Annotated in this window: 13 protein-coding genes; 6 read left to right on the top strand and 7 right to left on the bottom strand. The window is 33.4% G+C overall.

What is annotated here, in order from left to right; all coding sequences use genetic code 11:
- Positions 1-164 precede the first annotated feature (164 nt).
- From AC6CH4_RS04535 to AC6CH4_RS04515, 5 genes are all read right to left on the bottom strand, one after another.
- The gene (locus AC6CH4_RS04535) at positions 165-2,063 is read right to left on the bottom strand and encodes an amidophosphoribosyltransferase (RefSeq protein WP_498100537.1); all 1,899 of its coding nucleotides are present in this window, start codon (positions 2,061-2,063) and stop codon (positions 165-167) included.
- A gap of 80 nt (positions 2,064-2,143) precedes the next feature.
- A complete protein-coding gene (locus AC6CH4_RS04530; RefSeq protein ID WP_498100535.1) occupies positions 2,144-3,067 on the bottom strand; it encodes a PfkB family carbohydrate kinase in 924 nt (307 codons plus the stop codon).
- 282 nt (positions 3,068-3,349) lie between these two features.
- On the bottom strand, positions 3,350-4,258 hold the full coding sequence (locus AC6CH4_RS04525; RefSeq protein ID WP_498100533.1) for an alpha/beta hydrolase family protein: 909 nt from the start codon (positions 4,256-4,258) through the stop codon (positions 3,350-3,352).
- 9 nt (positions 4,259-4,267) lie between these two features.
- Positions 4,268-4,663 (bottom strand): hypothetical protein, encoded by a 396-nt coding sequence (locus tag AC6CH4_RS04520; protein ID WP_498100531.1) that lies wholly within the window; start codon positions 4,661-4,663, stop codon positions 4,268-4,270.
- On the bottom strand, positions 4,647-5,234 hold the full coding sequence (locus AC6CH4_RS04515) for an RNA polymerase sigma factor (RefSeq protein WP_498100529.1): 588 nt from the start codon (positions 5,232-5,234) through the stop codon (positions 4,647-4,649). Before AC6CH4_RS04515 ends, AC6CH4_RS04520 begins: the two co-directional genes overlap by 17 nt.
- Positions 5,235-5,619: 385 nt before the next feature.
- Between AC6CH4_RS04515 and AC6CH4_RS04510 the strand changes: the two genes are divergently transcribed.
- Complete coding sequence (locus tag AC6CH4_RS04510) at positions 5,620-5,967, top strand: DUF6249 domain-containing protein (RefSeq protein WP_498100527.1); 348 nt, start codon at positions 5,620-5,622, stop codon at positions 5,965-5,967.
- Between the two features lie 58 nt (positions 5,968-6,025).
- On the opposite strand, the gene rnhA is transcribed toward AC6CH4_RS04510, so the two are convergent.
- Both rnhA and purN read right to left on the bottom strand, forming a co-directional pair.
- Positions 6,026-6,505, bottom strand: coding sequence for a ribonuclease HI (gene rnhA / locus AC6CH4_RS04505; protein WP_498100525.1), 480 nt, complete (start codon positions 6,503-6,505; stop codon positions 6,026-6,028).
- A 190-nt stretch (positions 6,506-6,695) separates the two neighbouring features.
- A complete protein-coding gene (gene purN / locus AC6CH4_RS04500) occupies positions 6,696-7,274 on the bottom strand; it encodes a phosphoribosylglycinamide formyltransferase (RefSeq protein WP_498100523.1) in 579 nt (192 codons plus the stop codon).
- Between the two features lie 175 nt (positions 7,275-7,449).
- Here purN and AC6CH4_RS04495 point away from each other — a divergent pair, with 175 nt between their 5' ends.
- From AC6CH4_RS04495 to pyk, 5 genes are all read left to right on the top strand, one after another.
- On the top strand, positions 7,450-7,686 hold the full coding sequence (locus tag AC6CH4_RS04495; protein ID WP_007137004.1) for an acyl carrier protein: 237 nt from the start codon (positions 7,450-7,452) through the stop codon (positions 7,684-7,686).
- 238 nt (positions 7,687-7,924) lie between these two features.
- Entirely contained in the window at positions 7,925-9,178 is a 1,254-nt protein-coding gene (gene fabF, locus AC6CH4_RS04490; RefSeq protein WP_056189526.1) for a beta-ketoacyl-ACP synthase II, read from the top strand.
- A 9-nt stretch (positions 9,179-9,187) separates the two neighbouring features.
- Positions 9,188-9,928 (top strand): ribonuclease III, encoded by a 741-nt coding sequence (gene rnc, locus AC6CH4_RS04485; RefSeq protein WP_192186427.1) that lies wholly within the window; start codon positions 9,188-9,190, stop codon positions 9,926-9,928.
- A 125-nt stretch (positions 9,929-10,053) separates the two neighbouring features.
- Positions 10,054-10,542, top strand: coding sequence for an IPExxxVDY family protein (locus tag AC6CH4_RS04480; protein ID WP_192186426.1), 489 nt, complete (start codon positions 10,054-10,056; stop codon positions 10,540-10,542).
- 5 nt (positions 10,543-10,547) lie between these two features.
- Entirely contained in the window at positions 10,548-11,978 is a 1,431-nt protein-coding gene (gene pyk / locus AC6CH4_RS04475; RefSeq protein WP_498100520.1) for a pyruvate kinase, read from the top strand.
- Positions 11,979-12,565 lie beyond the last annotated feature (587 nt).

Genomic DNA, 12,565 nt, shown 5'->3' with positions numbered 1-12,565 from the left:
GGTGGAATTGCTTCCACCCTTTTTGCCCCAAATCTACCATAAACTTAACCTACTAATGTTATGGTATCCCAAAAGTAATTTAGCTTTTCGATTTTGCCAAACATATAGGATTAACGGCAAAAAAAACCGATGAAATGCACATTTTAACCTTTTGTTAATACTTTTTAGTATGCTCTTGCGTCTTTTCCTTCGTAAAAATTCATAAATGCACGGTTCACTACACGATTTCCTCCAGGGGTAGGATAATCTCCTGTAAAGTACCAGTCTCCCAGGTTTTTAGGGCACGCAATATGCAAATCTTCTACTTTTTGGAAAATTATTTTTACTTCAGCGTTAATTTCCGGTGAACTTAACATTTCTGCAATTTTATCTGAAATTTCTTCCGGTGTAAATTGATCATAAATTGCTGTTACATAATTTACGACATCAGTATCAATGTAGTTTTCCTGAGCTTTACATTTAGCATAAACTTCATCTACGATATGATATAAATTTCTTTCTTTCAATAAAGCCAAAGCTGCTCTAAAAGCTACAAGACCTTCTAGTTTTGCCATGTCAATTCCGTAACAATCCGGGTAACGAATTTGCGGTGCCGAAGAAACAATTACGATACGTTTTGGTTTCAAACGATCCATCATTTTAATGATACTCATTTTAAGAGTTGTACCACGAACGATACTGTCATCGATTATAACCAAATTATCAGTTGGTTTGATAACGCCGTAAGTTACATCGTAAACGTGAGCAACTAAATCATCACGGCTGCTGTCTTCTGTAATAAAGGTTCTAAGTTTAGCATCTTTAATAGCCACTTTCTCCGTACGGATTTTTACTGCCAATAACTCCTGAAGTGTTTCGGCTGTAAGCGTATTTCTGTTCTCTAAGATATAATTGTTTTTTCTCTGATTTAAGAAATCCTGAGCAGCTTCAACTAAACCATAAAAAGATGTTTCGGCCGTATTTGGGATATAAGAGAAAACAGTATTATCAGTATCGCTGTCAATTGATTTAAGAACAGCAGGTAAAATTAGTTTTCCTAAATTTTTACGTTCCTGATAAATTTCAGCATCACTTCCTCTTGAAAAATAAATTCTTTCAAAAGAACATGCTTTCTTAACGGTTGGTTCCAGGATTTGTTCCATCGAAACTTTTCCACTTTTCTTAATAATTAAAGCATTTCCCGGATCAATTTCCTGAACGCTTTCAAACGGAACATTAAATACAGTTTGAATAACAGGTCTTTCAGAAGCTACAACAACTACTTCGTCATCCTGATAAAAATAAGCTGGACGAATTCCGGCAGGATCTCTAAATACAAAAGCATCACCATGACCTAATAATCCGGCCATTGCATAACCTCCATCTAAATTTTTTGCTGAACGGGTTAATATTTTTGCAATATCCAATCGGTCTGCGATTACAGGAGAAGCTTCTCTTTTAGAATAACCTTCTTGTTTGCAGTCCTGATAAAGTTGCATTACTTCTTTGTCTAAGAAGTGGCCAATTTTTTCCATAACCGTTACGGTATCCGCCATTTCTTTTGGATGCTGTCCAAGTTCTACCAGATTTTGGAAAAGTTCTTTAACATTTGTCATGTTGAAGTTTCCTGCCAAAATCAAATTACGGTGCATCCAGTTACTTTGACGTAAAAACGGGTGAACACTTTCGATACTGTTCTTTCCGAAAGTTCCGTAACGAACGTGTCCTAAAAATAGTTCTCCTATATAAGGTATGTTTGCTTTTTGTTGGGCAACATCATTTGCGTATTCAGGATGACTCGTCATCTCCTCATTAATACGCTCATTAATTTGTTTGAAAACGTCCTGAATAGGCTGGGCATGATTTGAACGAACTCTGCTGATATAACGCTCACCAGGTTCAACATCAAATTTAATGCTTGCAAAACCAGCGCCATCCTGACCGCGGTTGTGCTGCTTCTCCATCATTAGATACATTTTTTGTATCCCGTAAAAAGCAGTTCCGTATTTCTCTTTGTAATATTCAAGCGGTTTAAGAAGTCTAACTAAGGCTATACCACATTCGTGTTTTAAAGCGTCGCTCATTGTGTTTTGTATTTTGTGTTGTTGTAAGTTGTGTGTATTAACGTAATAAAAAAGCCCCGTGTTATCGAGGCTTTCGGGCATTATATTTCTATGTCAAACTGAGTTAACGACTTAAATTGCTGTAATCGAATCGCTACTTCTGCTTTGCTTAATGTTTCCATCCTTTCCGTTCCAAATTTCTCCACACAAAATGAAGCTAAATTTGAACCGTAAATAATTGCATTTTTCATATTGCCAAACGAAATGTTTTCGCTTTGGGCAATGAATCCTGAGAATCCACCTGCGAAAGTATCTCCGGCTCCTGTTGGATCAAAAACATCTTCTAGTGGCAATGCAGGTGCAAAGAATACTTCTCTGTTGTGGAATAAAAGTGCTCCGTGTTCTCCTTTTTTGATCACCACATATTTTGGTCCCAATTCCTGGATTTTGTTTGCTGCTTTTACTAATGAATATTCTCCTGAAAGTTGTCTTGCTTCTTCGTCATTAATTGTAATAACGTCTACACGTTTGATTACGTCCAATAATTCAGGAAGAGCGCAGTCCATCCAAAAGTTCATAGTGTCTAAAACTACTAATTTTGGTTTTTTCTCCATTTGATCCAAAACACTGCTTTGTACTAATGGATGTAAGTTTCCTAACATCACAACATCAGCGTCTTTATAATTTTGAGGAACTTTTGGCTGAAAATCTGCCAAAACGTTTAATTCAGTTACAAGAGTGTCTCTAGAGTTTAAATCGTTGTGGTATAAACCGCTCCAGAAAAAGGTTTTACCTCCTTTTACAATTTCGATACCAGAGATATCAATGTTTCTTGAAGTTAAAAGATCTAAATGTTCTTGAGGAAAATCGTCGCCAACTATAGAAACGATGGCCGATTGCAAGTTAAAAAATGATGCTGATAAACCAATGTACGTTGCAGCACCACCTAATATTTTATCTGTTTTTCCGAAAGGAGTTTCAATCGCGTCGAAAGCAACCGTTCCAACAATCAATAATTTATTCATTTTATGAATTTCGAATTAGGGTGCAAAGATACTTCATAAGTTACAATATTGCAACGGTTTAGGTTCTCAAAATTTTCATAAAAAAACAATATCGTTTTCGGGGGTAAAACTATTGTAAATGAGAGAATTATATTTCAATCTTTTAAAGGATTAAAATATGTTTTTTGGTTTTAAATTGCAAGTTTTATTTTGGAAAAATGTCTAAATTTTATCTGAGTTTTTTAAAAGAATAAGTTTTTCTTTTTCCGATTAGACAGGAAGAAGTTTTTGGTGTATGATTCTTTAATTTATTTTTATATTTTTAATCCAATTGATGGCATCTTTCATAGGCTCTTCAGAGTCTGAAAATGCTGTATTGTGGCCCAAGTTTGAAAACAATTTATAGTCATAATTTTTTCCTTTAGATTTTAAGATATCAAGATATTCGATTGATAGCTTCACGGGCACTTGAATGTCTTTACCTCCAAAAATCCAGATTCCCGGAATTGATAATTTAGAAAGAATATCATTCGGATTTGTGTCAATAAACTCATATCTGTCTGGATCATTGAATATATGTTTTCTTGCATTTTCTTCTGAGTGCGTATCCCAAAAATTTTTATTTCCATCAGTATAAAATTGGAATCTCAATTGTTCTTTAACCGTTATAAGAGCTCCGCTAAATATTGTCATAAATTTGACTTTCTTATTTTTCTCTGCAGTCAGTGGAATTATCCATCCTGCTTGACTACCTCCGATTAAACCTATTGTTATTTGATCATTTGATAAATATTTAGATAAAGTATTTACTGCAGCACTGGCATCTAAAGACAAAAGATTTAGATTTGAGAAATCAACATTGTTGGTTCCTACTTCAGGTCCTGCATATACACCAGCTGATTCTCCGACTCCACGTTTATCATACGTTAAAACTGCAATTCCATTGTTGGCCAGGATTGTAGCAAAGTCTGTCATTCTTTTTTCTTGTCCAGATCCATGAACAATCACAACGGCAGCCTGTACGTTGTTAGGTGTAAAAATAGTTCCGGCGAGCGAAATTCCTTCACTGACAAATTTTATTTCCTTAGTAGTAAAGTTTGGTGGGACTGCTGATGTATAAATAGTGACAAAAAACAACAATATTAAGAGCGAATATTTGCATGTTATTTTTGTTCTTAAAATGTGTTTAAAAATTACTTTTTTATTTTTCATTTTTAAATTTTATAGTTGATACCTCTTATCAAAATAATTCTTCAATAACCCGATCTGAATTAGGATCATAAAAGGAACAACCAAAAAAGCATACAAGATGTTTTTTGAAAGATGAATTCCAGATAAAAATGCGAAAAGATTGTCTGCGTATGATTTTCCGATTTCCAAATTGTTTTCAGGCACTGAAAAAAGGGATGCGTAAACAGCGAGGCCAACTAAGCCAAAGCCAATAATAATCCAGGTCGATTTAGAAATCAAAGGCTTGTAATTTATAACTTTACTTTTCTCGGCCACTAAAACCTGTGCCATTATTTTTGAAGTAAAGTCAAAAGATGGCGTTTCCAAAGTGTTTTCGGCCATCATTTTATCAATAAGATTTTCTATGTTTTTATCGCTCTCTTTCATAACATGCTACTATTTCTGGTTCTAATTGCTTTTTTAAAATTACGGCTAATTTCTGTCGGCTTCTAAATAATTTTACTTTAACATTGTTCGCATTAATATTCATAATCTTCCCGATTTCCTCCAAGCTCTGATCTTCAAAATAAAATAAAGTTAGCAGGAAATTTTCATCACTCGGCAACAAATTCAAACAATTCTGAATCGTCTGCTTTCGTTCTTTGTCCTCCAAAGCGCTCAAAGCGTTGTCCATCGTTTTAATTAAATGTGCTGAAAATTCATCTATTGATATATTAAGGTCTTCTTTTTTATTTTTTTTCAAACGATCTAAACACGTATTATAAGCTATTTTATAAATCCATGTAGAAAATTTCGAATCACCCTTAAACTTGCTCAACGAGCTGTAAGTTTTAATAAAAGTATCCTGTGCAACTTCTTCGGCTTCTTCTCTGTTTTTAATCATTTTCAAAGCCAGAGTAAAAATCATATCCTTATAACGATCGACCAGCACGGCAAAAGAATTGGTCTCGCCCTGCAGAATTTTATCGATATAATGTTGATCACTGATTGCACTCATATTATATAGGACGACGGTTTGTTTGTTTAGGTTACAAGAAATTGAAAAATAAATTCCAACATTTTTAAATTCCAAATTCCAACCTTAAAAATAAATTCCAATAATAAAATTGCTTCGCCTGTTCACTAGCGCTCGAGTCCAAATTCCAATCTTAAATGAAATTCGAATTTTAAAAGAGAGGGAATCAGGTTCTTCTTGTCGAAGTTTTAAACTTTGACAAAGATTATATTTTACATCAAAAAGAATTAATGACTCAAAATTAGCTGATAATCAGTAATTTTCGAAATTTGGAGTTTAAAATTTGGAATTTTTTCTAAAAACCTGTAACCTAAATAAAAAAGGTGTCGTCATATGGAGTATCAATCAATTAAAAACATAAAAAATTATGGGAGCACAAATTTTAATACCAATTAGCCTTTTCTTAATGATCTTCGGGGTTTTCTATCTTATTTATTCAACACGAAACAGAGAACGTTTAGCCCTTATAGAAAAAGGGGTCGATGCAAGTATCTTTTTAAAAGGAAGAAGTAACGGAGTTCCGTCGTGGAAAATCATTATTTTAAATACTGCTTTTCTTTTGATCGGAATTGGACTTGGTTTTTTTATTGCCTTATTTCTTTCCACTTACACAGAAATGAATTCAGATGTTATTTATCCGGCAACAATTATTACAATGTCAGGAGTAGGTTTGCTTGTAGGCTTTAACAGAGCTAAAGATTTAGATAAAGAATAAATTTTTTTAAGCTAGTATTTTAAAAAACGCATCAGGAAGATTTCTCTGATGCGTTTTTTTATTCCATTTTTGAACCTATGGTTTCGTAATATTCATCAATAGAAAGATTTGGTTGCATAGAAGCCATAACAGCCAATTGATCACAGCGTTCGTTTTGCGGATGATTGTTGTGACCTTTAATCCATTTAAAATTGACTTGATGTTTGCGATAAATGATTAAAAATCGTTTCCATAAATCAGGATTTTTTCTCCCAGCGAATTTCTTTTTCTCCCAGCCTAAAACCCATTTTTTCTCAACAGAATCGACAACATATTTTGAATCTGAAATGACTAAAACCTTCATGTTTGGGTTTTTCAGTTTCTCCAGGCCAACAATCACGGCCAAAAGTTCCATTCTATTATTAGTAGTCAAACGAAAGCCTTCGTAATATTCTTTTTTATAAGATGTTCCAACCAATTCCATTACCACGCCATAACCTCCGTTTCCGGGATTTCCTTTTGCAGCGCCATCAGTATATATATGTACTTCGTGAGTCATTGTTGTTTTTTTTTCACCATATAAGTGATATAAGTTCATTTTAAACTTTGGCTATCCAACTTTGTTTCTTATAAAGTAATGTAAGATTATTTAAAGTTCTTATATTTCTCTTAAGTAAAGTAAGATTTATCACTGCTATTATATTTACTTATATGACTTATATAGTTTAATTTTTTTTGGAATTTGGAATTTATTTTTTGGAATTTGAATCCTCTAGTACTGCCTGAATAATTTCCGGGAAATACTTTTGTTCCAGTTCATGAATCTTTTCGGCTACTGTTTCCGGGGTGTCTTCCTCTGTTAAGGCTACATTTTTCTGGAAAATGATACCGCCTTCATCATAATTTTCATTAACATAATGAATTGAAATTCCGGTTTCTTTCTCCTTATTATTCACTATCGCCCTGTGTATGTGCATTCCGTACATTCCTTTGCCTCCATAATTAGGTAAAAGCGCTGGATGGATGTTGATAATTTTATTAGGATATTTCTCGATTATATTTTCAGGAAATTTCAATAAGAAACCAGCCAGAACTATCAGATCCGGGTCGATTTCTTGTATTTTTTGTAAGACATTTCGTTCTAAAAGTTCGTTTTTTGAGAAGATTTCGACTGGAATTTGATGATTTTTTGCTCTTTCTATCACTTTTGCCGAAGCATTGTTAGTAAATATCGAAACCACATTTGCAATTTTAGTTTTTGCAAAATGTTTTATAATGTTTTCTGCATTAGTTCCTGATCCTGAGGCAAAAACAATAATTTTTTTCATAATCGAGTTTATTTTGAGAATGCAAAAAACGGAATAAAAATCGAAAATAAATAGTATTAAAAGGGCTTTCTTGAAATTAATTTTATAAATTAGTGTTACATTTATAAACTAAATCGTGGTTTTAAAATAAAGTTTTTTATTTTTGCCAACAAATTAAATTCTAAAATTAAAGATTATGTCAGACATTGCATCAAGAGTAAAAGCGATTATCGTAGACAAATTAGGTGTTGACGAAAACGAAGTTGTAACAGAAGCAAGCTTCACTAATGATTTAGGAGCTGACTCATTAGACACTGTTGAGCTTATTATGGAATTCGAAAAAGAATTTGATATTCAAATTCCAGACGATCAAGCAGAAAACATTGCTACTGTTGGTCAAGCTATTTCTTATATCGAGGAAGCTAAAAAATAATAATACTGCACCCGGTTTCTAAAAATACCAATTTTTGAAATTCCAAATTCCAATTGGAATTTGACTTTTGATTTTTGTAATTTCTAAGGATCGGGTGTTATTATTTTTTTTAAAATTTAAATTTCGATTGTTTTTCAATCAAAAAGATATATTTATATTGTAATGCCCATGGCTCTTAAGTAACAATACAATTAAGAAAGCGTGGGTTTTATTTGTTTAAAGTACAAAATACATATTTATGGCATTAAGGCGAGTTGTTGTAACAGGATTAGGTGCACTTACCCCTATCGGGAATAATATCCAGGATTATTGGAATGCACTTGTGAATGGGGTTAGCGGAGCGGCTCCTATAACATATTATGATACAGAGAAGCATAAAACGAAATTTGCCTGCGAAGTAAAAAACTTCAATATTGAAGATTACATGGATCGCAAGGAATCTCGTAGATTAGATAAATTTGCTCAATACGCAATTGCTGCCAGTGATGAAGCTATCAAAGATGCAGGACTTACAGATGATAATGTCGATAAAACAAGAGTAGGTGTTATCTGGGGAGCAGGAATTGGAGGTTTAGAAACTTTTCAGGAAGAAGTAATTTATTATGCTAAAGGTGACGGAACTCCAAAATTCAATCCGTTTTTTATACCTAAAATGATTGCCGATATTGCTCCTGCGCACATTTCGATGCGTAATGGTTATATGGGTCCAAATTATACTACAGTTTCTGCATGTGCATCTTCTGCAAATGCATTAATTGATGCTTTCAACTACATTCGTTTAGGAATGTGTGATATTATTGTATCTGGTGGTTCTGAAGCTGCAATTACCATTGCTGGTATGGGAGGTTTTAACTCTATGCATGCTTTATCTACAAGAAACGAAAGTCCGGAAACGGCTTCAAGACCTTTTGATGCAACCAGAGATGGTTTTGTGTTAGGGGAAGGAGCAGGAGCTTTAGTTCTTGAAGATTATGAACATGCTAAAGCCAGAGGCGCAAAAATTTATTGCGAAATTGGCGGAGGCGGAATGTCATCTGATGCCTACCACTTAACAGCACCGCATCCGGAAGGAATTGGTGTTATTGCAGTAATGAAAAATACATTAAGAGATGCCGGAATGAATCCTGAAGATGTTGATCATATCAATACACACGGAACTTCTACTCCATTAGGAGATGTAGCCGAATTGAAAGCAATTAGTGCGGTATTTGGTGAGCATGCAAAAAACATTAATATTAATTCAACAAAATCAATGACAGGTCACTTACTTGGTGCTGCAGGAGCTATTGAGGCAATTGCTTCAATTTTGGCGATGCAAAACAGTATTGTTCCTCCAACGATTAACCATACAGTAGTTGATGAAAAAATTGATCCTGCATTGAACCTTACACTAAACAAACCTCAAAAAAGAGAAGTAAATGTTGCTATGAGTAACACTTTTGGTTTTGGTGGTCACAATGCTTGTGTATTGTTTAAAAAATTAGTTGACTAATTTCTGTATATGAATATTATCAAAAAAATATTTTCTAAATCCCGTTCTCTAGAAGACGGGATTTTTTTTGACACTATTCAGAAAATACTTGGTTTTCCGCCTGCAAATGTTGATTTTTATAAGAAAGCATTTACGCACAGATCTTCAAATAAATTAGATGAATCTGGAAACCCAATTAATTACGAACGACTGGAATTTTTAGGAGATGCTATGTTAAGTGCTGTAATTGCTGCACATTTATTTAACAAGGCGCCTAATGGAGACGAAGGTTATCTGACTAAAATGCGATCCAAAATCGTAAGCCGTGAGCATTTGAATGAATTAGGCAAAGATTTGAATTTAGTGCGCTTTGTAGAGAGTAAAGTGCCTATTCAGCATTTTGGAGAAAATATTCATGGTAATATTTTTGAATCGCTTATTGGAGCTATTTACCTTGATAAAGGATATGCTTTTTGCGAAAAATTTATACAAAAAAGAGTAGTTACTCCTTATGTCGATATTGCCCGACTTGAAGGAAAGGTAATTAGTTATAAAAGTTTAGTTATTGAATGGTGTCAGAAAGAGAAGAGAGTCTTTCACTATGACATTTTTGAAGATAATGGTATTGACGGACAACGCCTGTTCGGTGTCAAATTAAGTATAGACGATAAAGTAATCGCAAGAGCGCGAGCAACTTCAAAAAAGAAAGCAGAAGAAAAAGCATCACAAAGAGCTTATTTTGCATTTCAGGAAAAAATAGATAAGAAATAACTACAAAAATACAGTTACTTTCTCAAAGCTATAACGTTTTCGTTTATAAATTAACAAAAACAAGCACATCTTAACTATTGATGCTCCGTTAGAAATAGTATATTTACACCTTGATTTTTCATGATATGGCTATTCATAGATTGGATTTAGACGAATTTGACGAGATTGATTATTATTTAATGGCAATTCATACTTCATTAGAAGATTATAGACTGGCCTATTTTATCAATAAAAACCTTCCGATAAACTTAAGTAAGAGCAAAAACGAGATCCATGCTCAGACTAAGGAAGGCGAAGCAAATTTTTCCAGATTTTATTACTATGATTCCGAAAAAGCCATTTCCTGGAATCTGATTCAGAATAAAAATGAAATCATTTCTGTGAGTACGAATGATTTCCAGAATTTGTTTTCTCATGAAACAAGTGAGGTTTCGACAACAATTCATTTACTTCCTGAATTCAAAAAGGTAGATTTTTTCCTGAAAATAGACAATAGCGATGAGGCTGTCGATTTTTCAGAAATTCAGCAACAATTAAATTCAATAGAAAGTATTGCAGCAATATATGCTGTTGATACCAATAAAATAAAATCAAAAAACAATCTAATTTTTTAAAAAAAATGTTAACAAACAAGAAAACCAAAATTGTTGCTACGCTAGGGCCTGCATGTAGTACGAGAGAGATTATCAAGGATATGATCGACGCGGGGGTTAATGTGTTTAGAGTCAATTTTTCGCATGCTGATTACGAAGGAGTAAAAGATAAAATTAATATTATTAGAAGCCTTAACGAAGAGTTTGGTTACACAACGGCAATCCTTGGAGATTTGCAGGGACCAAAACTTAGAGTTGGTGTAATGGAAGAAGGAACTGTAGTTCAGGATGGTGATCTAATTACCTTTACAACTGCAGAAGATATTTTAGGAACTGCTTCTAAAGTATTCATGAAATATCAAAATTTCCCAAATGATGTTAATCCGGGTGAGCGTATTTTGCTAGATGACGGAAAACTTATTTTCGAAATTATTTCTACTGACAAAAAAACAGAAGTTGTTGCTAAGGTAATTCAGGGTGGAGAATTAAAATCTAAAAAAGGGGTTAATCTTCCAAACACAAAAATTTCATTACCGGCTTTAACTGAAAAAGATATTGCAGATGCTATTTTTGCTATCGAACAAAAAGTAGACTGGATTGCACTTTCATTCGTGAAAACACCACGCGATTTACAAGACTTACAAGAATTGATCGCTAAGCACTCTGATGTTAAAATTCCGATCATTGCTAAAATCGAAATGCCGGAAGCTCTTGAGAACATGGATAAAATTGTTGCCTATTGCGATGGTTTAATGGTTGCTCGTGGAGATTTAGGAGTTGAACTTCCTGCACATGAAGTGCCATTGGTACAAAAAGACTTGATTCGCAGAGCTAAAACGGCTAGAATCCCAGTTATCGTTGCTACACAAATGATGGAGACAATGATTACAAGTTTGACACCAACAAGAGCTGAAGTAAACGACGTTGCAAACTCTGTAATGGATGGAGCTGATGCTGTAATGTTGTCTGGAGAAACTGCTACAGGAAATTATCCGGTTCAGGTAATCCAGAAAATGACTCAAATTTGTGAGGCTGTTGAGGATTCTCCGCTAATTCAGGTTCCACAAAATACACCACAAATTAAAACAAAACGTTTTGTTACTAAAACAGTTTGTCACCAGGCAGCTTTATTAGCAAATGAAATCAAAGCAAAAGCAATTTGTACTTTAACAAATAGTGGTTACACAGCTTTCCAGATTTCGGCTTGGAGACCATCTTCTCATATTTTGGTGTTTACTTCAAACAAAAGAATCTTAACACAATTGAATTTATTATGGGGAGTTAAATCATACTTCTATGACAAAGACGAAAGTACAGATGATACTGTAACTGATGTTAACGAAATCGCAAAACAAAAAGGATATGTTGTAAAAGGTGATTATTTAATTAACCTTGCAGCAATGCCAATTAAGGATAAAGGAATGGTTAATACCATGAGAGTTTCTGAAATGGAATAATTTCTCTTTAAGATTATAATTTACAAAGCCATTCGATACGTCGAATGGCTTTTTTTTTGGATCAGATTTAATTAATTCTGATTGCATGTTTTTAGAAAAAGGATTAAAAATATTTAAGTTCTTTAAATAATATGGCATAAATCTTAATTTTCCATCTTATTTACTTCCCTCAAAAACGATTAACGGTTTAATTTATCAAACACACACTTCTTTTTTAAATTTTGAAAGGAAAACCGGGTTTCAACCAGGGTGCTCTTTAACACTTATTTGTATTTCGTCGATTAATTCTGCAATATAACTTCCTAATTAAATGGCTTTTATCTGTTTCATTTTACAAAATGAAACATCATGGAGCAAAAAAAACAGATTTAACGTTCCATTTTATAAAATGAAACAATGTCAGGGTTCAGAATCACTACTGTTCGCTTTTTTATTAGTTAATTTTGAGAAACTTAAAAAAAGTTAACAAGAAACTTGTTTCAAATTCGCTATGGAATAAAGAAATTAAAATTTGAAACATGTGCATAACAGGAGGAAATATTCTTATTGAAAAAATGAAATAATACGGTTTTATATTTTATACGCAT

It is taken from the genome of Flavobacterium sp. GQ95, from assembly GCF_059758655.1.
Note: the sequence above shows the minus strand (reverse complement) of the source record. Positions and strands in the feature narration are given on the sequence as shown.